The organism is Pseudoalteromonas aurantia 208 (assembly GCF_014858725.1).
GTDB lineage: Bacteria > Pseudomonadota > Gammaproteobacteria > Enterobacterales > Alteromonadaceae > Pseudoalteromonas > Pseudoalteromonas aurantia.
This window is the reverse complement of the sequence record NZ_AQGV01000012.1, coordinates 469,656-490,037: the sequence shown is the minus strand read 5'-3', so window position 1 is coordinate 490,037 and position 20,382 is coordinate 469,656. Positions and strand designations below refer to the sequence as shown.

At 40.5% G+C, this 20,382-nt stretch carries 17 protein-coding genes; 6 read left to right on the top strand and 11 right to left on the bottom strand.

The genetic code is table 11. The features are described from left to right. Positions 1 to 427: 427 nt before the first annotated feature. On the top strand, positions 428 to 955 hold the full coding sequence (gene ftnA, locus PAUR_RS06340; protein WP_192506953.1) for a non-heme ferritin: 528 nt from the start codon (positions 428 to 430) through the stop codon (positions 953 to 955). 126 nt (positions 956 to 1,081) lie between these two features. Here ftnA and PAUR_RS06335 read toward each other — a convergent pair whose 3' ends face one another. After that, a complete protein-coding gene (locus tag PAUR_RS06335) occupies positions 1,082 to 3,133 on the bottom strand; it encodes a winged helix-turn-helix domain-containing protein (protein ID WP_192506952.1) in 2,052 nt (683 codons plus the stop codon). Positions 3,134 to 3,293: 160 nt separating this feature from the next. Between PAUR_RS06335 and PAUR_RS06330 the strand changes: the two genes are divergently transcribed. Beyond that, positions 3,294 to 4,730: a serine hydrolase domain-containing protein gene (locus tag PAUR_RS06330; protein WP_192506951.1), complete on the top strand. Its 1,437-nt coding sequence runs from the start codon at positions 3,294 to 3,296 to the stop codon at positions 4,728 to 4,730. Between the two features lie 119 nt (positions 4,731 to 4,849). Here the strand turns inward: PAUR_RS06330 and PAUR_RS06325 are convergent, their stop codons facing one another. From PAUR_RS06325 to PAUR_RS06295, 7 genes are all read right to left on the bottom strand, one after another. Then, positions 4,850 to 5,218, bottom strand: a complete 369-nt coding sequence (locus tag PAUR_RS06325) for a hypothetical protein (RefSeq protein WP_192506950.1) — start codon at positions 5,216 to 5,218, stop codon at positions 4,850 to 4,852. Positions 5,219 to 5,627: 409 nt separating this feature from the next. Continuing rightward, positions 5,628 to 5,927 carry an integration host factor subunit alpha gene (ihfA, locus tag PAUR_RS06320; protein WP_010362644.1) on the bottom strand — a complete coding sequence of 100 codons (300 nt, stop codon included), beginning with the start codon at positions 5,925 to 5,927 and terminating at the stop codon, positions 5,628 to 5,630. A 2-nt stretch (positions 5,928 to 5,929) separates the two neighbouring features. Next, positions 5,930 to 8,317 carry a phenylalanine--tRNA ligase subunit beta gene (gene pheT / locus PAUR_RS06315; RefSeq protein WP_192506949.1) on the bottom strand — a complete coding sequence of 796 codons (2,388 nt, stop codon included), beginning with the start codon at positions 8,315 to 8,317 and terminating at the stop codon, positions 5,930 to 5,932. A 13-nt stretch (positions 8,318 to 8,330) separates the two neighbouring features. After that, the gene (pheS, locus tag PAUR_RS06310) at positions 8,331 to 9,311 is read right to left on the bottom strand and encodes a phenylalanine--tRNA ligase subunit alpha (RefSeq protein ID WP_119861948.1); all 981 of its coding nucleotides are present in this window, start codon (positions 9,309 to 9,311) and stop codon (positions 8,331 to 8,333) included. A 200-nt stretch (positions 9,312 to 9,511) separates the two neighbouring features. Beyond that, positions 9,512 to 10,219 (bottom strand): DnaA regulatory inactivator Hda, encoded by a 708-nt coding sequence (hda, locus tag PAUR_RS06305; RefSeq protein WP_225738297.1) that lies wholly within the window; start codon positions 10,217 to 10,219, stop codon positions 9,512 to 9,514. Then, a complete protein-coding gene (locus PAUR_RS06300) occupies positions 10,219 to 11,280 on the bottom strand; it encodes a DUF2066 domain-containing protein (protein WP_192506948.1) in 1,062 nt (353 codons plus the stop codon). The genes hda and PAUR_RS06300 overlap by 1 nt, the downstream gene beginning before the upstream one ends. Positions 11,281 to 11,345: 65 nt before the next feature. Next, a complete protein-coding gene (locus PAUR_RS06295; protein WP_192508515.1) occupies positions 11,346 to 12,530 on the bottom strand; it encodes a GGDEF domain-containing protein in 1,185 nt (394 codons plus the stop codon). A 291-nt stretch (positions 12,531 to 12,821) separates the two neighbouring features. Here PAUR_RS06295 and PAUR_RS06290 point away from each other — a divergent pair, with 291 nt between their 5' ends. The 4 genes from PAUR_RS06290 (at position 12,822) to PAUR_RS06275 (ending at position 17,378) form a co-directional block, all read left to right on the top strand. Next, on the top strand, positions 12,822 to 14,213 hold the full coding sequence (locus tag PAUR_RS06290; RefSeq protein WP_318782599.1) for an ethylbenzene dehydrogenase-related protein: 1,392 nt from the start codon (positions 12,822 to 12,824) through the stop codon (positions 14,211 to 14,213). Next, positions 14,210 to 14,893 (top strand): Lcl domain-containing protein, encoded by a 684-nt coding sequence (locus tag PAUR_RS06285; protein WP_192506946.1) that lies wholly within the window; start codon positions 14,210 to 14,212, stop codon positions 14,891 to 14,893. The genes PAUR_RS06290 and PAUR_RS06285 overlap by 4 nt, the downstream gene beginning before the upstream one ends. Next, positions 14,890 to 16,863: a pre-peptidase C-terminal domain-containing protein gene (locus PAUR_RS06280; protein ID WP_192506945.1), complete on the top strand. Its 1,974-nt coding sequence runs from the start codon at positions 14,890 to 14,892 to the stop codon at positions 16,861 to 16,863. The genes PAUR_RS06285 and PAUR_RS06280 overlap by 4 nt, the downstream gene beginning before the upstream one ends. 74 nt (positions 16,864 to 16,937) lie before the next feature. Continuing rightward, positions 16,938 to 17,378, top strand: coding sequence for a VOC family protein (locus tag PAUR_RS06275; RefSeq protein ID WP_192506944.1), 441 nt, complete (start codon positions 16,938 to 16,940; stop codon positions 17,376 to 17,378). A gap of 436 nt (positions 17,379 to 17,814) precedes the next feature. Here the strand turns inward: PAUR_RS06275 and PAUR_RS06270 are convergent, their stop codons facing one another. From PAUR_RS06270 to bufA2, 3 genes are all read right to left on the bottom strand, one after another. Further along, positions 17,815 to 18,615, bottom strand: a complete 801-nt coding sequence (locus PAUR_RS06270; protein WP_192506943.1) for an HvfC/BufC N-terminal domain-containing protein — start codon at positions 18,613 to 18,615, stop codon at positions 17,815 to 17,817. Between the two features lies 1 nt (position 18,616). Next, positions 18,617 to 19,438, bottom strand: a complete 822-nt coding sequence (gene bufB / locus PAUR_RS06265; protein ID WP_192506942.1) for an MNIO family bufferin maturase — start codon at positions 19,436 to 19,438, stop codon at positions 18,617 to 18,619. A gap of 319 nt (positions 19,439 to 19,757) precedes the next feature. Beyond that, entirely contained in the window at positions 19,758 to 20,228 is a 471-nt protein-coding gene (gene bufA2 / locus PAUR_RS06260) for a BufA2 family periplasmic bufferin-type metallophore (protein WP_192506941.1), read from the bottom strand. Positions 20,229 to 20,382: the final 154 nt, after the last annotated feature.

The following is a 20,382-nucleotide window of genomic DNA, read 5'->3' as shown; positions in this document are numbered from 1 at the left end:
TAACGAGATGATAATAATGCTAATTTGTATTTAATGGTTTTTGGTAGGTTGTATGAGTAAAACGCTATGTGAATGGAAAAAAAAAGAAATCGAGAGCAAGCTCACTCAATTAACCGATATTGTTTCGCCTAGTCATTATTTGTGTAAAAAATGTGCTCGTACCGCAAATGACAAAAAATACCTTTGCAAAGGCATTAAACTGAAATAATCATTCGCATTTTCACTTCAAATTGTACCTCTGCCATCAATTAGAGCCGTAATATAGCAAAGGAGTTTTAATGAGAGTGATTACGTTTTTTGCTTAATGCATAAATCCCCTTCTCGTAACTTAAATTGTTATTTTTCTTCGAATTTCACGCTGTTCTGCTTGTATTTGAATACGTATTAAAGAACAATGCATGCATAATTTTTTTGAGGAGTTTCCCATATGCTAGCCCCAGAAATGGTAGAAAAGTTAAACGAACAGATTAACCTAGAATTTTATTCTTCAAACCTTTATTTACAGATGAGTGCATGGTGTGAAGATCGTGGTTTTGAAGGTGCGGCTGAGTTTTTAAGAAAACATGCGGTTGAAGAAATGGAGCACATGAATCGCCTTTTCACCTATGTAAGTGAAACGGGTGCATTGCCTATTTTAGGTGCCATTGAAGCCCCTCCTCACCATTTCGAATCTCTAGGGGATATTTTCCGTAACACCTATGAACATGAGTGTTTGATCACAAAACGTATCAATGCGTTAACACACGTCGCTTTTACAACTCATGATTACTCAACATTTAACTTTTTGCAGTGGTATGTTGCAGAGCAGCATGAAGAAGAAAAGCTATTTAAAGGTATTCTTGATAAACTTGAGCTGGTTGGTGAGGATGGTAAATCATTGTTCTGGATCGACAAAGATCTTGCTGAACTGGCGAAGACAGGCAGTACGTCGATTATGGAAAGTGGCGCCCAGTAATACCAAACTAATTAAGGTAGCAAGTCATCGCTACCTTAAAAAAGCAATAGCAGCCCTTTAAGGATCTCAGTATTATTGAGTTTATATCTAAGTAGCTTCGATATACCCACTCAATATGTGGCTTTTTTATATGTTCGTCGTAATATCAAGCGACAAAATATCTGATACCCACGCTTTTTTACTCAGCAATATATAGTTGTTACTAAAACTTGTTATTTGCCCACAATAATCATGACAAAAAGCTCGAAATTTGTCGCTGAGTTCGATTTCTCCACGCTCAAATGAATAAAAGCTAATTTCAGGTTTCATGTTGTAGTCATAGCGATAATAAAAACCCGCTGGCGTTGGGTATATTTGTGTTATCGCACTCGGTGCTGTTAACAGGGTATGATCAGACCCGAATACAGTGATGCGACCTCCCTCAGCACTCAAGATGCGATCTTGATTATCTAAAAATACGTTACTTGGTAACACCGACCCGATCACCACCGTATTTTGCTGTGTGTCTAAATCTACCTTGACGATCCTATCGGAGTGGGTTTTCTTATCTATAAATAATAAAGCATTTGACAGTCTCAACCATGCTTTAGGCAAGCCTATCACATCTGGAATAAATTCAATTGTGAATGTGCTTTCTTTTAAATGCACCATAAATGGCATGTTGTTTACGGCACTAGCAAGGCGCTTACTGTCATGGTCCCATACCGGTGAAGCTAACGACAATGCCTTGTCACTATTTTCAAATACTAACCGTTCTCTACCGCTCGCAATATCCTGGACGAATAATTGGGGAGCACCACTTTTCATTGAAACATACGCCACATATTGCTCACTCGGTGAAAAAGCAGCCCCTTTATCGACAGTATTCGAATCAATCATTTTTTTTGGTGTCACTAATACGTCGAGCTGACTTGTTAAAATATCTTGATCTGATTGGCCTTCAATAAAATACAGTTTATTTTTAACTCCCTGAGGATAAATCAAAAAATTATAGCTTTTAAAATTAAGATCACTGACCTTACCCGCGAGAGTCAATAATTTTACCTGGCTCCCGTTACTCAACAGCAACACGTCTTGATCAGCCAACCAAGTCATAAAATGCCAATTGTGATCAATTTTAGTAAGCTCTGATATCTGATGCGTTTTTATCTTGTATAACTGTACTTCTGATATAGATTGTTCGTCAAAACCAATCAGTGCTAGCCGCTGATGATCAGGAGATAGTGCCAGTTTGTAAGGCTTAAAGTCGTCACGCGGTGCTAATAATTCAATAATCTTTCCTGATATCAAATTGTGCTGATATAAACTTACGTTACGGCTATGTTCGGAAGCATTAAAATTGGCTAAATAATATAAGTTTTGCTTATTATCAATATGAAACAAGCTATTCCAACGAATATCTCTGCGAGCAAACAAAACTTCATTACTGACTGGCTTCGTTTGACTATTAAGTAACACACGGCCAAATGTAACCCCTTGTGGTGAATTATAAGAATAAACCACGGCGTGGTTGTTAGTATCCCAAGCAAGGTAAGTATACTCGTGCATTTCTTCACTCAATTGCCAGCTTTGCTTCGTAATCAGGTCTTTCATTAACAATCGCCGCTGTGAGCTGCTTTGGCCATTTTGGATATAAGCCATAAATCGACCCTCAGCGCCTACCTGCATGTAACGCTCACTTTCGTCGCTTGCTGTAACTGGGGACAAATTTGACAACTGAATTGTTGGTTTTGACATTACACTGCCATACAACCACACACATAAACACACACAACAAAGCCCAGCAGCAGTTAAAATTGCCACGTTGGCACCTGCTTGTTTATTCTTTACCTGTTTTTGTACTGGTTGTTCTTTCTTAACATCAGCCACTAGGCTATAACCGCGCTTAGGATGTGTTTTAATTACACTTTTATCATTATCAGACAGCGCTTGCCTTAATAAGGCTATGTTGCGTCTCACTGAATTAGGGCTATAAACCGAACGAGGCCAAACTCGTTCAAACAGGTATTCAGCCGAAAAGACATAGTGTGGCCTTTCAGCCAATATCAGTAGCAATGCCATGACTTTTGGCTCTAATATATATGAATGCCCGTTAATCATCACTTCGCCTGTGTTTGGATCTATCAAACACTCATTGATATACAAACGTTCATACGGTTTTATTGCTTGTAAGCCCATCACCATCTCTTTGTTATTTATAGTTATTTATCTCTTAACGCTTTCTTAATACAAACTTATTAACTCATTCATCGCCTTTGTATTTTGATTTGAGGTAACAAATACCTAACAGGCTAATTAGCCATATTAAATCAACAAATATTAAAAGGAATACAAAGTAATGAGATATTTTTTACCATGGTTATTTTTTACCACATGTTTTCACTTCTCTGTGACAGCGCAGGAAGAATTAGACCACATGAAACTTGCCAGCACATTCTTAACTATTTTAAATAGTCAAGATATGAAGCAACTCGACGCATTTGTGGTTAACAACTTTTCGCCCGATGCATTATCACGCTGGGACGGAGCTGGCAAAGACCGATTCACAGGGTATTCGATAAACCAAGCGATGTTTCATGGCCATTTGGACGTCATTTCATTCAAACTTAACAACAGCGACAACCAAATTCGTTATGTTGGACAGCTATACTCCATGAATACCGATATGCAATATGAAATGGTTATCAATTTTAACCGTGCTCAAGCTCGTGCAATCACTGGATGGTACATCCGAGAAAACCCACAAACAGCGCTAAACTCAACGCCTTTAAATGAAGCTCAAGTCGTCTCGCAATTAACAAAATATAGTAAAAAACTGGCAAACAATGGGATTTTCTCGGGTACCATACTACTTGCAAAAGGTGAGCATGTGCTATTTACCGCCGCACATGGTCTTGCTTCTCATCGCTATGATGTGAAAAACCACCTAGATACCAAGTTTCAAATTGGCTCAATGAACAAAATGTTCACCAGCATTGCTATTTTACAATTAGTAGAGCAAAACCGTTTATCTCTTGATGACCCACTCACAAAATTTGTAAACAAAGACCTGCTGGGAAAAGGTGATTTTAAAAAAATAAAAGTTCGTCACTTACTCACACATACATCAGGCATTTCAGGTATGACTGGTTTTGAAGAAATACAAACAAAAGTACGTACTCTCCAACATATTCAGCCTTTATTAAAATCTATAGATACGACTTTCGAGCCTGCTAGCCAGTGGCAATATAGTAATACTGGTATGGTACTGCTGGGTTATGTCATCGAAGCGGTTTCAGGCCAACGCTACTTCGACTACATTAACGACAATATTTATCACAAAGCCAATATGCTGAACAGCGGTAGTTTTGATCTAGACGTCCCCATTAAAAACACGGCACGTAATTACTGGTTCTCTGTTGAGACTGGCGCAATTACTGAGAACTTAATGTTCCAATCTGTTAAGGGTGATCCTGCAGGTGGGGGGTATTCGACTGTGAGAGATTTGCATAAATTCGCATTGGCATTACAACAAAATAAGCTATTAAGTAAAGATCTTACTCTCGCCGCAGTAGCCGCAAAGCCAGCTCTAAATGCACCTAACTGGGGCTATGGGTTTTCGGTAAGTAATAACGAAGGTAACACCATTGTCGGTCATAACGGTGCACATCTGGGTATGACCGCCCAGCTCAATATATACCAAGACAAGGGGTATATTTTGGTTGTATTGGGAAATTATCTAGCATCCGCGAGACCTGTGGTTGCAAAAGCAAATAAACTGATAGAGCGACTTTAACGTATTAGTTTTGAGAGAGTGAGCTGCTAATTGGCTCACTCTTTTGATATTGCCAAATGCTCAAATTATAAATAACAACTAAGGTACACACTTAATTTTTTCATCTTTTGAGTCGTAAATTAGGTTCCATTCTTATGATGCTCTCCCCAAATTTTTTTATTCTGAAATGCGTAGAGGGCAGCTACAATATAAAAAGTGGTAATTACCCCAAAATTGAACAAGTCAAATTCACTACTCTCATACCACCCTAGGAGCTCATCAATACTTGCAATAATAAATAGCACCTGCCAAAAAAAGCGCGTAAAGCAACGAATTCCTAATGAATAAAAAAGACATCCTGTTAAGAGCGTTGTAGTAATAAAGCTTCGTATAAACTGTATTGCATCCGGTAATTCAGTAAAAAAAGAAAGATTCACATAAATATATAAATGTAAAATAAACCATGGTGTCCATAAAAGCCTGAATGACTTCCATTTAGTCAATTGCATTGAAGTTCCTGTAGAATATTAATATAGCGTGGTCTTGTTTATCAATTCCCTTTGTTATCAAAAATAGTAAAAAATACATGACGGCTACACTTGGTTTATAAATTAAATAAGTAAATTTAAGTTTTAAACTTAGCCTAGTCTTATCGACTTGCGCTTAGGTATCAGGAATACCTGTCACTGAGTCTGGAGAATAATTCTGACCGAAATTTATAGTAATAACTATTGGTGGCTGACCTGTCTACATATTCGTTTAAATGACTATAAACCTTTAAAGTAAAGAAATAATTGTGCTGTACCTTGCCAATTTAATCGCTCTCTTCTTACGTTCACTCTAATTTAAAATGCAAAAGACCTTGAATATGAAACATACTCAAGGTCTTCAAGTTCTACAATCGCTCCGTGCGATCTGTTAGCTTTCTTTGCTGGTTCCGACTTCGACTCGCGTCTTCAGTTTTTGCCCAGGGCGGAAAGTAACAACGCGACGCGCAGAGATAGGAATGTCTTCACCCGTTTTCGGGTTTCTGCCAGGTCTCTCTTTTTTGTCACGAAGATCAAAGTTACCAAATCCAGAGAGCTTAACCTGCTCTCCTTTTTCGAGCGCTGAGCGGATTTCTTCAAAAAACGCTTCAACTAAGTCTTTGGCATCCTTTTTATTTATCCCCAATTTCTCAAATAGGTGTTCAGCTATGTCGGCTTTAGTAAGCGCCATATCTAGTCCCTCAACGTTGCATTAAATTGTTTGGCCAACTCGGCCACCACGTTGTCTACAACTTGATTGATATCTTTCTCTTCGAGCGTTCTATCAACCGCTTGTAATGTAAGAGCAATCGCCAAACTCTTAAAATCTGGCTCAATACCTTTGCCCTTATACACATCGAATAAGTTTAGGTCAACTAATTGATTTCCGCCAACTTTCTCGATGCTTTTTAAAATATCGCCTATTTTTACGTCATCTGCAACTAAAATAGCAATATCTCTGCGATTTGATGGAAATTTAGACACAATAACAGCTTCAGGCAGCTTTCTTGTCTCCAAAGCGGATACTTCCACTTCAAATACATACGCAGTGCTATTTAAACCAAGCGACTTTTGTAATTGTGGATGAACAGCACCAATAAAGCCAACTTTTACTCCATCAACATGAATTGCAGCTGATTGTCCTGGATGTAGCCCTTCGCTTGGCTCCGCTTTAAAGCTAAAGCGCGCAGTATCATTAGTCAGTGCGAGCAATGCTTCAACATCACCTTTCACATCGAAGAAGTCAGCTGGACGAGATTCAACTGACCAGTGCTCGTTATGCGTGTTACCAAAAACAACCCCACCAAGCACTGGCACTTGTGCCACACCATTTTCTGCCGTTTCATCTTTAATGAACTTCAAACCATGTTCAAACAAACGAATACGTGATTGCTGGCGGTTTTGGTTATAAACAACCGCATTTATAAGCCCTGGCATCAAGCTTACACGCATCGCTGACATTTCAACCGAAATCGGGTGAGGCAACACTAATGCATCTGCGCTTGGGTGCAGTAACTGTTGTACTTTAGGGTCAACAAAACTATATGTAATAGCTTCTTGGAAACCACGAGCTACTAATTCATTACGAAAACGTGCGACAGGTAAATTAGCTTCAACGTGTGTCGTCATTTTCAATGCAGCAGAGGGGGCCACATTTGGAATGTTGTTATAGCCAAATACGCGAGCGACTTCTTCAATTAAATCTTCTTCAATACGAATATCAAAACGGTAGCTAGGGACAACTGCTTGCCATGTATCGTCGCTCACTGTCACGTCAAGGCCTAGACGCGTTAGAATATCTGTGACTTTAGCGTCTTCAATATGGTAACCAATCACGCGGTCTAGACGCGCGCGGCGCAACGTCACTGATTTAACCGCCGGTAAATCAACTTCTGATACAGCTTCAACCACAGGGCCTGCTTGCCCTCCAACAATCTCTAGTAGCAGTGCCGTAGCGCGCTCCATTGCATCATGTTGTAATGTATAATCAACGCCACGCTCATAGCGGTGAGATGCATCGGTGTGCAAGCCATATTTACGCGCTTGTCCGGCAATCGCCAGCGGTGCAAAGAAAGCACTTTCAAGTAAGATATCTTGAGTTCCCTCCGTAACGCCCGACGCTTCACCACCGAAAATACCCGCCATGGCTAGTGCTTTATTGTCATCTGCAATAAGTAGCGTTGAGGGGTGTAACTTAGCAGTATTACCATCTAATAAAATAAGCTCTTCATTTTCATTGGCGTTACGTACTTTAATACCACCCTCAATTGCGCTCAAATCAAACGCATGCATTGGGTGGCCGAGTTCTAATAACACATAGTTTGTAACATCAACTACCGGATCAATTGAACGTACACCTGAACGACGCAAATTCTCTACCATCCACAGTGGCGTTGTCGCATCAAGGTCAATACCTTTAATGACGCGACCTAAATAACGCGGGCACGATGCACTGTTCACCAATTCAATATCAATTTTGTCATCGATTGTTGGTTGAACAGGTGTGATCTCTACTTCTGTCACATCTAAAGAGTTTAAAACGCCAACTTCACGTGCAAGGCCTTTGATGCCTAAACAGTCACTGCGGTTTGCTGTCAAGTCAACATCAATCGTCACATCATCTAATTCAAAGTATTCACGAATACATTGACCAATTGGAGCATCGCTGGGCAGCTCTAAAATACCGTCAGAACTTTCAGCCATGCCAAGCTCTTCAAACGCACACAACATACCATGTGAAGGTTGGCCACGTAGCTTGGCTTTCTTAATTTTAAAATCACCTGGCAATACAGCGCCTACTTGTGCAACAGCTACTTTAATACCTGTACGGCAGTTTGCGGCACCACACACGATATCAAGAAGTTCGTCTTTGCCAACATTGATCTTGGTTACGCGCAACTTATCTGCATCTGGGTGTTGACCACACTCAACCACTTCACCAATGACAACACCAGAGAAATCGCCAGCAACAGACTCTAAACCATCAACCTCTAAACCAGCCATAGAAAGCTGTTCAGATAGAGCCTCAGTTTCAATGGCTGGATTAACCCACTCACGTAACCACTTTTCACTAAATTTCATATTTACTTCGCTCTTATCTGAATTGGTTTAGGAATTTTAAATCGTTTTCGAAGAATGCACGCAGGTCATTAACACCATAACGTAGCATTGTTAGGCGCTCTACACCCATACCAAATGCAAATCCAGTGTATTTCTCAGGATCGATACCAACAGAGCGTAATACGTTAGGGTGTACCATGCCGCAGCCAAGCACTTCTAACCACTTACCATTTTTACCCATAACGTCTACTTCAGCCGAAGGCTCAGTAAATGGGAAATAAGAGGGACGGAAACGAATTTCCATATCTTCTTCAAAGAAATTACGTAAGAAATCGTGCAAAATACCTTTTAACTCAGTAAAACTCACATCAGTGTCAACCATAAGACCTTCAACTTGATGGAACATTGGTGTGTGAGTTTGATCGTAATCATTTCGGTATACGCGGCCAGGCGAAATAATACGCAGTGGTGGTTGTTCAGCTTCCATCGTACGTATTTGTACGCCGCTGGTTTGCGTGCGCAATACCAATTTCGGATTAAAATAGAATGTGTCGTGATCAGCACGTGCAGGGTGGTGCTCAGGAATATTTAACGCATCAAAGTTATGAAAATCATCTTCAATTTCAGGCCCTGACTTTACTTCAAAGCCGAGTTCACCAAAGAATGACTGAATTCGTTCGATTGTGCGAGTCACCGGATGCACACCGCCCACAGGCATAACACGCCCAGGTAAAGTCACATCGATGGTTTCAGCGGCTAGCTTTTTTTCTAGCGCTTGTTGAGTTAGTAACTCTCGCTTTTCGTTGATCGCGTTTTGTACTTGAGTCTTCGCTTGGTTGATCACTGCACCAGCTTCTTTACGCTCTTCAGGCGCCAAAGTACCTAGTGTTTTTAATAGTCCTGTGATCTCACCTTTTTTACCAAGGTAGTTTACTCGGACGTCCTCAAGGTGCGCGATTTCACTTGCGCCATTCACGGCTTCAAGCGCTTGCGCCAAAATATTCTCTAAGTTCATTCTATACCTGATCTTTATTGAGGTAACTTGCTGTGTGTTGACTAACTATGATAACTGAAAGCATAGGTCAGATTCTAGCCCTAACAGGGCTCTGTTTGTCTTTCAGTCAGATTATTTTGAAATTTTATCAAAAAGTGGGGCTTTTCAAACAAATTCAAGCGCATTTATAATTATTGATAATCACAGTGGCTAAATAACACTCACAGTCGTAAAGTGGTTTTTATAAACGGAATAGTTAACTTTCGTTGTGCAGCCATAGAAGCGTGATCTAATTTATCCAACACGTCGAGTAATGCTCGCATATCTCTGCTTAAGCGTGTCAATAAAAAACGAGCACACTCATCAGTCAACTCTAGTCCCCGCATATTCGCACGTTTCACTAATGCTTCAGCTTTATCATCATCACTCATTGAACGTATTTGAAAGGTGGTTCCCCACGCTAAGCGAGACTCTAAATCAGGGAGTGAGATATTCAACATACTCGGCGGTAAATCCGCAGTCACAACTAGGCTTTTTCCTGGCTCATTAAACCGATTGTAAAAGTTAAAAAGTGCTTTTTCCCAACTTTCAATTCCGGCAACTAGATGCACATCATCAATACACACCACATCTAAATTTTCTAGTGAATCTAAAACCGCAGGGCCAAAATCAATGACTTCTCTTAAACTGAGCAGAATAGTTGACAGTCCGAGTTCTTGAGCATGAATACAGGTTGCATAGAGCAAGTGCGATTTCCCCGAATCAGCAAGACCGCACAAATAAGTAAAATGAAAACTGTTTTTAAGCGTCGCGAGCGTTGTTTTTAAGTGAGTCACTTCAAGTGAGGCTTCTCCGCCAAAATACGAGGCGAAGGTTTCATCATCTGGTAAGGTAACAGGCAACGCCATTTGCAATGGTTCAGTTCCCATTATGGTCCAACCCAGCTGTATTTTAAATTCTCGGCATCAGCCACTTGATAAAACGCTCGTGGATCTATATACACCGAAAATGCCTGCTCTAATTTTATTGCTTTGATTAAATCTTCGAGGCTTGAAGTATGTTCAACTTCAAACTTAACTTTATCTTTCGAGCGGTAAATAATGTCAACATCCGCCACTGTACTGATACTCTTCAATTGACGCTTTGCTCTTTCAATATGCGTGAAGCTCTCGAGTTTATCGATTGTAAAAATGGTGCTAGTTGTCGCATAAGACACCGCTGGGTCAATCACGTAATTGGCAACTAATACAGAAGACAAATCATTGATCATTTGTATGAGCACTTGTTGTTTATCACCCACCAGTTGATTTGACTCAAACAGCTCGGCATCAGTATATCGCCACTCTAACTGCCAGCGACTACTATGAGGCTGCTTGAACATACGTGCAGTGATCACCCGCTCAGCATTATATCGGATAGAAGCTTGCTCAACGGGATCTGAAAAATTCCCCCAAACTTCAGCTATGCCAACACTGGCTCTATCCTGTAAATCTAATAACGGAACCACAACTGGCACTCCCCACTCAGCCGCAGTATCATAAATTAAACGTCCAAGCTGTGGGTAACGCTCTTGGGTCACAAAATCACGCTGTAAATCGTCTTCAATTGCTAACCAAATTGCTATCATAGGGCGTCGATTCCCCCAAAACGGCAACTGTGCTGTGCGTACCAGATCTTCAACCTTATTTGCTTCAAATTTAATGCGAATTTTCAGCTCATCATCATCGTCATCTAGATTTAAATACTCATATTTCAACATGTAATCAGAGATTGAACGTTTTGCACGTGTGATTGACGGATGATCTACAGTTTCATAGCGACCCGTCAATTTTTTAATCACGTTCATTAAGGCCTGTTGGCTCGCCTTAACACGGGTCGCACGGGTTTTATCAGACACAGCCAAAGTACTTTGATAAAGGTCAGTGACCTCAATGGCCAATATAGGGGCCGAAATAAATAAGCATACAAATAATAAAGCTCTGATTAACATAGCACTAACGACAAAGTCCTCTACATACTGCGATCCTAAAGCAAACGGTGAAAAAGTACAAAGACCTATTCATACTCTTGGAAATGAATTTGATTCTTGCCTTTCTTTTTAGCCACATATAATGCTTCATCAGCAGCGTGTAACAACTCTTCAGCGTTAAATGCACGCGCATGATTGCCAGCAATGCCGATACTGCAACCACATATCACGCTAGTGCTACTTTCCAATGTTACTGGGACTTGAATACTCTTTAATAATCGTTCACATACTTGAAAGAGTACCTGCTTTTCTAGTGGTTCTGTTATTACCACGACAAATTCATCACCACCTAGGCGAGAGACAATATCGTAACCGCGCAGCTCTTCTAGTAAACGCTTTGCCACCGCTAACAGCACAAGATCACCACTTTTATGACCATATTGATCATTAATTGGTTTAAAATCATCTAAATCTAAATAAAGTACGTACACCTCTACTGATAAACGTGAAGATTTTGCGGCCAATCGATTCAGTTCGCTAAACAAGTATTTCCGATTTGCTAACCCAGTCAAACTATCATGTAACGAATCGTATTCCAGTTGTTGCTGTAGCTCTTCGCGCTTCGTTACCTCCTTTTTAAGCTCTTCCAAGCTATTTTGTAATTCTTTGGTTCGTTCCTCAACTCTATGTTCTAACTCACCTTGATAATTCTGCAACGTATGATTAGCTTCTAATAAAGCTTGTTGATTATTAAACGCATCAAGCGCTGAAGAGATCACATGACTAATTGTGTAAAGTAGTTCAACAATAACACCTGAATATTCATTCTCTCGTCGATATGATTGAATAATGAACGCGCCTAAGAACGCATCTCGGTTCTGCAGAGGAAAACAAAGCCATTGCATTGGTAATGAACCTAGCACTTCAAGCGTGCCTTGGCTAATTAGCTGTTCAATATCATTGTAGCTAAAATTACATACTTCTTTTTTAGTTAACGCATAAGCAGTCAATGATTTTGCAATTTCGGCAACATCTAAGTTCTCAAGATCTTCCGCGCGTATGTCATCTTTGACATCATGAAAATATGGGAAGCTTAACAAGCCATCTTGTTTAAACAGCACTACATAGAAATTATCTGCATAGGTAATCTTCTGCAAAATACAATGAATATCAAGCAGGAACCGCTGAATCGAATCACTGGTATTCAAACATGCCACGATATCAGCCATGCTATCAATTACATTTTCACTATCTAATATTTGTTTTGCCATCATTTCCCTGTTTGATACATATATGGTGTAACTATTGTTAATATTAGCCAAAATAAATTACAGATCCATAACCAATTTAGTTGATATTTCTCTAACCAATAGAATTATAACCAATAAATATTTCACACAAGGTAAATACAATGTAAATATTAATAATTAAATTTCAAATAGAGTGACTAGACCTTGCCGCGGCCCTTTTTTATTTTTTTACACACCGTAATAGCAATAGCAATTTTTACAAGTTTATTCAGTGGGTTAAGGATAGCTACCATCAGCCACTCTGAATTGTTAGTGCTTGCGCCAATTCTACCTAGTGGCCATGTTCATTTTTGGCATATGTTAAGTGCTTGTATAATCACTTTGACCGCTATTTCTTATGTTTTTTATAAAAACAACGACATTACGCCAAACAAGTACACGTACTACCATACTTGGGTTAACCGATTTGGTTATTTTTCTGTACTTGGCTGTGTCATCACGGGTTGGAGTGTCTATTTCAATATAACCCAATTTCAAACACAGACACTTCACCTGATATCCTCATTCTTAATTGGTTGTTATTTATTACTTCATAGCTGGATATACTTCTTACAACTTGGTAAAAAGCTCATAAAAAGAGTGTTCTTCATCCCTCTAAAGCAACTACCTTGGTTTCTTTCTATTGGGCTGATTTTAGCCTCTATTGGTACATATCACATGGCACAAAATACATACATCAGTCTGAATGTAGTCCCAATTGGTGCCAATGTTTTGATGGAAATTGATGGGCTTGCCGATGAACCTATATGGCAAGAAGCACAAAGTATCAATGTCCATACCATTGGTGGCGCAAACTTTGTCGATGGGCAAACAACCGTGACCATTAAAGCCCTCAGCAATAAACACGAAACGTTCTTCTTATTTACGTGGGCAGATCCAACACATAGCCTTTCACATTTACCAATTGAAAAAGTCAGCACGGGTTGGAAAGTTGTCGAAAATGGCTTCTATGAATTTGATGAACAAAGTCATTATGAAGACAAATTTGCCGTGATGCTGTCTAAAACCTGTAATAGCGGCGCAGATGGTACTGCCCATTTAGGAAAAACCCCCTTTCATGACAAACCCAGTAATTGGCACGGTAAGGGTTATCATGCCAGTGTCGATAACAAAGTACGTGACTTATGGCATTGGAAAGCAGTACGCACAAATGACATGATTTTGGCTGATGACAATTTTATTGGCCCCCTCACTAAAGTGCTATCTGGACAAAGACGCTACAGTGCTGGGTATTTGCCTGATGGCAAAGAAAGTGGTGCTTATGTAATGAACTGGCTTTGGTACAGCCCCAATGGGGTCATACCCAAAAGGCTGCCAAAAGACGCCCTATACGAAGGCGATATTATACCATGGTTTGGGTCTAAGCCATACAAGAAGGATGATGATCACTACCCTATAGGTACTCGCCTCCCCTCCGTTCTCTACCGCTCAAACCGCTTTGAAGGAGATAGAGCTGATGTCCGCGCTCGTGGTCAATGGAAGAATGGCCAGTGGACACTGGAACTCGTGCGAAAAAATATGACCCCCTCAGTCCATGATGTTGCCCTCGAACATGGTACCTGTATGTGGGTCTCAGCGTTTGATCATAGTCAAATTGCACACACGCGTCATAACTTAGCCATTTCATTGAAGTATATATTATGAAAAACCGACTCTTAATATCCTTTTTACTGCTAAGCGTGATTGTTGGCTACTGTTTAATTGCATTACCTACCCAAAAAAGCCATATGCACCCGCGCTATATAAAAATATCAGCCGAAGGCAAACCATTAAAGCCATGGCAAGGTCCTTGGGCATGCGTGTATGACAAAGAAAAACAATTACTATGGGAGATAAAAACCGACAACGAATCTATTCACGATGGATACTGGACCTATTCCTGGTATCAAAACCAGAAAGGCGTGGCGAATTTCGGCGATTGCTACTTTGAGTCAAATCGCTGTGATACTGCTGATTTACTTCGCCATACCAATGAAAACGGATTATGTGGTGTACAAACCTGGCGATTACCCAGTAGTGAAGAATTAGCAAGCCTAGTAGAGCCTCCAAGCCGTCCTGGTAATACACATATTGCACACGATTTCTTTTTGCATATCCAGCATGGTGATTATTGGAGTTCAGAGCAAACTAACAAGCTATCTAAACATTTTAATCAATTTAAAGAAGGCGCTAAATCAGTCAACTTTCACACTGGGACGAGCATGACTTTACCGTATCGTAATGCTGCATTTGTCATGCTCGTAAGCTCAGTTACAGATTTACCTACCTCGCAGGTAAGCGGTCGCGACACGTTAATTACAACCCCAAAGGAAATAAATAAATGAACAGATCTATTTTGGCCCTAATGATAGGACTAACACTTGCCAGCAGTTCGGTGCATGCAGGTAGCCAATATCATCGTCTCGTATGGGATGCCAACCCCAGCCAGCAAGCAACCATTGGTTTCTCACCCACAAGTGGGAGTAACCATTATGTAAAATATGGGGTCTCAACCAATGAACAAACTTGGCAGAATAAGTCAGTTTTAGCATCGCATACATTTGCAAGTAGTTTACAAAGTCAGTTTGTCACCCTCACGGGGTTACCTGAAAATAGTAACGTTTATTATCGTGTATGCGACAGTGAAGGGTGTGCTGAACGTTTATGGTTTAAAACGGCCCCAACTACCAGTAGTGGCTTTACTGTTGTTGCCGGTGGCGACACCAGAACAGGTTGGACGAACCGACGCAAAGGAAATGAACTCATTGCCAAAATAAGGCCTTTGTTTATTATGCATGGAGGTGATTACACCAATGCAAACTCGTCATCTGAGATGAAAGAATACTTAAAAGATTGGCAGCTGACTTTTTCAACCGACCAAATTGACGGCATTAGTTACAAGCGTATCTACCCTTTTGTCGCAACACACGGAAACCATGAAGACGACAATTATAAAACACTTTGTCAGGTATTTGGCATTGACTTTAACCAAGATGGTAGTTGCACGAGCTCAGATACCTATGGCGCATTTAATGTTAGTCAATTACTGCGCGTATACACCCTGAACAGCCAGTACAAAAACAGTGGTTGGTCAAGCTATGCAACGGCCATGAATAATTGGCTAACACAAGATTTAACCGCACGAGGAAGTAGCGCGAAATGGCGAGTCGCTCAATATCATAAGCCAATGTATCCGCATTATTCTGGTAAATCTGACAACACCATATTGCACACTTGGTGGGCGCAAAATTTTTATGATAAAAAAATGAACTTGGTTGTCGAGTCTGATACACATATCAACAAAATTACCCAAGCACTAAAACCTTCTGGCAATAACTTTGTTAAAACCACTACGGGCGGCACTATTTATGTTGGTGAGGGTAGCTGGGGAGCCCCTGCACGTTCTGCCAACGACCCTAAGTCTTGGACTATTGACCTTGCTAGTATTCAACAATTCAAAGTCATGAGTGTGACCAGTAGCAACTTAACCGTGAGAACGGCACAGTTTGACAGTACAGCCAGTACGTTGAGCAAAGCACAGCGTGATGCCGATCCTCTCGCACTCCCTGCAAACATCAATTGGTGGTATGCAAGCGGGTTAGGAGAAGATTTAGTGCTAAAGCAAAGCGCTTCCGGTTTAAGTATCATCGATAATATGACAGATCCTGTAGATCCTCCAACAGCAGAGACACCACTAACGAATAATACCCCTTTAAATGGTCTAAACGGTAACAAAGGCGGACAAGCATACTATGTATTAGATGTTCCAACTGGGGTAAAAACACTTTCGTTCAAAACATCAGGGGGGACAGGTGATGCTGATATGTATGTTAAGTTTGCCAACAAACCCACCTCTACAAGCTATGATTGTCGACCATACAAATCGGGCAACAATGAAACATGCGAAATTTCAAGCATTCAAGCAGGTAAGTATTATGTTATGTTGTCAGGCTATGCACCTTATGCAAATGTGACATTGGTTGCTAACTATGACTCAAGTACCACTCCGCCAGATAATGGTGGTTCACAGCAATGGCCTAACCTTGGCGCTGATAAAGGTCAGTGGATATATAAAACCCTTACTCTACCTACTGGTGTAACTACACTTACGGTAGATTCCGCAGCGGGCAGTGGAGATGCCGATCTCTATGTTCGTTTTGGCAGTAAACCCACAACGTCAAGTTATGACTGCAGACCCTACAAAGAGGGTAATACTGAAAGCTGTGTATTATCTAACCCACAAGCCGGCGAATGGCACATAGCACTTCGTGCTTACAGCACGTTTAGTGGTGTGAATGTGGCTGCAAACTACTAAACGCCTCAACTGCCCCTTGTTATCACGCAATTTACACATACAATAGCTACGATAAGATGATAAGGGGCAATTTTATGGAATTTTTACACACTATGGTTCGCGTGCAAGATTTAAACGCATCAATGCATTTTTACTGCGATTTACTGGGCCTAATTGAGGTTAAACGTTACGACAGCGAAAAAGGTCGATTTTCATTAATATACCTTGCCGCGCCAGGGCAATTAGAAGAAGCAAAAACAACATTCACTCCCACTATAGAGTTAACCTATAACTGGGATCCTGAGCAATACACAAGTGGCAGAAACTTTGGTCATCTGGCTTTTTCTGTTGATGATATTTATAACACGTGTACGAAGTTAATGAACGCGGGAGTCTTAATTAATCGCCCTCCTCGCTGCGGACATATGGCGTTTGTTCAATCTCCAGATGGTATTTCAATTGAGTTGCTACAAAAAGGCGAAGCTTTGCCCGCTCAAGAACCATGGCAATCGATGCAAAATACGGGCAGCTGGTAACGTCAAAAAAATAGTAATAAATCATCAGTCAAATACGACGACATATAAACGCTGACTAACAAAGAGAAAGTTTCAATATGTCGTTATTTTACATAGGCAAACTTTAATGCAGTTAAGCGTCATTGACTCCTAGGATCGTCACCGCATTAATAACGGTGGTATAATAACTAACCTCAGCTCTGGATAAGCGAATTTGCCCAATAAAGCTATTTTTCTCACTCTCGGCGTTGCTTTCATTTGTAATAGCCCGCTATTACTGCATAAAAGCGCCTTGATATTGAAAAAAATACCATCATTGGATTGTACGTAAGTTTGTTTTCAAAACATTGTCTATTCCAAAACCCTTATCCAAACCTGAGGTTAACTAGTTTGAATTTCCAGTGTATTTTTACCGGTACATTAAACGGTAAAAGTCACTTTTGAACACCCATACTGGTTAAACTAAGGTGCCATGTAGCATATTAACGCCACTGAACCAACCTTGTTCAATCCCTAACTGCAACACACCAATCACAAACATCGAGCATGTTTGCTCATCATCAAATTCTCCAACAATAGATTGGCACACCATACTAAACGGCATACCATCTGCGATGCTTTTTAGACATAACCATTGCTTTTTATCTAGAGGATGAAATCCAGTTCGATGATCTGTCCCTCGGGCTATCAGCCAATGATGCGGCTCATGAATATCAGCCAATGGCGGCGTCTTTTTTTCTTTTAATGCTCGCCAACTTTCTACACTTGCGTAGGCACATTTAAAAAAATAGACACTAGGGTGCAACTGTAGCACCATATTTGGCCATTGATTAATGTCAATGGCCTGTAATTGCGGCCACCGTAACAATGATGCGTCACCACTATCAAACGAGCTCAATAAAATACGTTCAAACTCAGCGATCTCCGCTAAAATCCCATGTTCTGAAAATGGCGGAGTAATGCGTAAAAATTCTGGTAACCGTTCCCCAAACTGTCTTAGCGAGCGTGATTGTGAAGGGTAATAGTTGATGTACCCATCCATCATTGCTTCAAACAGCTCATCACCTAAATAAAACCCTAATGTTTCATGGTCTTGCTCTAAAACACCACGAAGTCTGATCCGATAAGCACTTTGATAAATCTCCAAGCGCTGGCAAACCTCTAACGGTGCCTGATCAACGATATTATTTGCTAAGCTATTATTTTCATTATGAAGCAACGCAATAAAAGCATGCTGCAGAGTCGCTAAATCACTCATATTACCCCCAATGTGTTCGGGTTAACGCTTTTGCATGTTCTAATTCAGCTAGCAATTCCGCTAATGGTGGAAAGTTATCATCACGCTCTATCATAGTACTCACGGCTGAAACTTGTTGACTAAACTCAGAAAATAAAGACCATACAGCGTCACAGACAGGCTCATCATGTGTATCAATAATATGGCTATCAAAATCTTGATGTCCAGCTAAATGTATTTGCGCGATACTTTCTTTTGGTATGGCATTGAGGTAATCCATCGCCGAAAAGCTATGATTTCTCGCACTTACATATACGTTATTAATATCTAATAAAAACTGACAGCCTGTTTGTTTATGCAATTGTGCCAAAAATTCCCACTCTGTCATATGGGATTGTTTGTAAGTTAGATAACTCGACACATTTTCAAATATCATCGGCCTTTCTAAATAATCTTGCACTTGTGATATACGCTGAGTTAAATGATTTAATGCTTCTTCCGTGTAAGGCATCGGCAATAAATCGTGACTATTGAAATCACCTAATGCGCTAAAACACAAGTGATCCGATACCCAAGCTGGGTTAACCCGTGCGATAGTTCGCTTTAACTGTTTCAAATAGTCAGTATTAATGTCATCGGTGCTGCCTATCGACATCGACACACCATGCATAACAATGGGGTATTGCTCTTTTATTTGTGATAAGTAGTACCAAGGTTTGCCACCTGATACAAAATAGTTTTCTGAAATGATTTCAAACCAGTCGATCGCTGGCCGCTCTGAGATTATTTGTTCGAAGTAACATGTACGTAACCCCATCCCAAAGCCTAAATACGGTACTGACATAGACTTCCTACATAAAAAGGCCATCCATAGCCTAAGTGGACTAATTGCTAGGGGCTATTGATCTTTCAGGTTCATTTTTGCAGCAGTTTGATTGGATTTTATACAAGGCAGAGGCTGCGTAGCATGGTAATTCCATGTAAGTCAGCCGATAACATAGTAGAAAAGCCAATCAAGCGCTGCCTACCGGCTCTTTTGAGCGCCCCTTTCTCTTTGTTGCTTAATATTCGCTTAGATTACTAGGCCACATATTAAGCGCCGCGATAAAAGCACGCTCAAAGAGAACAAAAATAGAACAGCAAAGTTCAACAGCCCCTAGTTATTAACTCTTTACTTTACCACCGATGTCACCACAAGATTTCGCTGGCATTGATACAAAACCCGTACCTTTACAAGATGCATGCCCAGCACAAGCATTGCTCGCGGTTTTACAGTCATTATGACCACCACAAATATTTACATCATGACAATGTACCAATGCGGCTTTGGCTATTTCACCGACCCACGCATCTTTCGTTTTACCGCCTACATCACCACATGCTTTTTTCGGCATTGCAACAAACCCTGTACCTTTACATGACGCTTGCCCTGCACAGGCATTACTTGCTGTTTTGCAGTCATTATGACCACCACACACGTTTACATCATAACAATGAACAAGATCGGTCGAACTTGCACTCGCAGCAGCATTGGCTGCGGTTGAGCTTGCTGATGAATTTGCAGTATTTGTACTATTACAACCAACCAACCCGGCAACCATCATTGCCATTGCTGCGCCTGTAAGTGCTTTCATGTGAATTTCCTCTTAATGTTATAAGCCTGATAGTTGACCTAATAAAGCAAAGATCTATTTCAGTGTAGGTGAGGTTTTTATTTTTGCCGTGTTATAAATTTAAAAAAAGGTGGCACTGCCACCTTTTTTTACAAGCACTTAGTTAGAATAATCG

Excerpts from the sequence above, each read along its gene's own strand:
- PAUR_RS06330 (WP_192506951.1), top strand. The coding sequence starts at position 3,294 with ATGAGATATTTTTTACCATGGTTATTTTTTACCACATGTTTTCACTTC.
- PAUR_RS06285 (WP_192506946.1), top strand. The coding sequence starts at position 14,210 with ATGAAAAACCGACTCTTAATATCCTTTTTACTGCTAAGCGTGATTGTT.
- PAUR_RS06295 (WP_192508515.1), bottom strand. The coding sequence starts at position 12,530 with ATGGCAAAACAAATATTAGATAGTGAAAATGTAATTGATAGCATGGCT.
- bufB (WP_192506942.1), bottom strand. The coding sequence starts at position 19,438 with ATGTCAGTACCGTATTTAGGCTTTGGGATGGGGTTACGTACATGTTAC.
- PAUR_RS06270 (WP_192506943.1), bottom strand. The coding sequence starts at position 18,615 with ATGAGTGATTTAGCGACTCTGCAGCATGCTTTTATTGCGTTGCTTCAT.
- ihfA (WP_010362644.1), bottom strand. The coding sequence starts at position 5,927 with ATGGCGCTTACTAAAGCCGACATAGCTGAACACCTATTTGAGAAATTG.
- bufA2 (WP_192506941.1), bottom strand. The coding sequence starts at position 20,228 with ATGAAAGCACTTACAGGCGCAGCAATGGCAATGATGGTTGCCGGGTTG.
- pheT (WP_192506949.1), bottom strand. The coding sequence starts at position 8,317 with ATGAAATTTAGTGAAAAGTGGTTACGTGAGTGGGTTAATCCAGCCATT.
- ftnA (WP_192506953.1), top strand. The coding sequence starts at position 428 with ATGCTAGCCCCAGAAATGGTAGAAAAGTTAAACGAACAGATTAACCTA.
- PAUR_RS06325 (WP_192506950.1), bottom strand. The coding sequence starts at position 5,218 with ATGCAATTGACTAAATGGAAGTCATTCAGGCTTTTATGGACACCATGG.
- PAUR_RS06275 (WP_192506944.1), top strand. The coding sequence starts at position 16,938 with ATGGAATTTTTACACACTATGGTTCGCGTGCAAGATTTAAACGCATCA.
- PAUR_RS06280 (WP_192506945.1), top strand. The coding sequence starts at position 14,890 with ATGAACAGATCTATTTTGGCCCTAATGATAGGACTAACACTTGCCAGC.
- hda (WP_225738297.1), bottom strand. The coding sequence starts at position 10,219 with ATGGGAACTGAACCATTGCAAATGGCGTTGCCTGTTACCTTACCAGAT.
- PAUR_RS06335 (WP_192506952.1), bottom strand. The coding sequence starts at position 3,133 with ATGGGCTTACAAGCAATAAAACCGTATGAACGTTTGTATATCAATGAG.
- pheS (WP_119861948.1), bottom strand. The coding sequence starts at position 9,311 with ATGAACTTAGAGAATATTTTGGCGCAAGCGCTTGAAGCCGTGAATGGC.
- PAUR_RS06300 (WP_192506948.1), bottom strand. The coding sequence starts at position 11,280 with ATGTTAATCAGAGCTTTATTATTTGTATGCTTATTTATTTCGGCCCCT.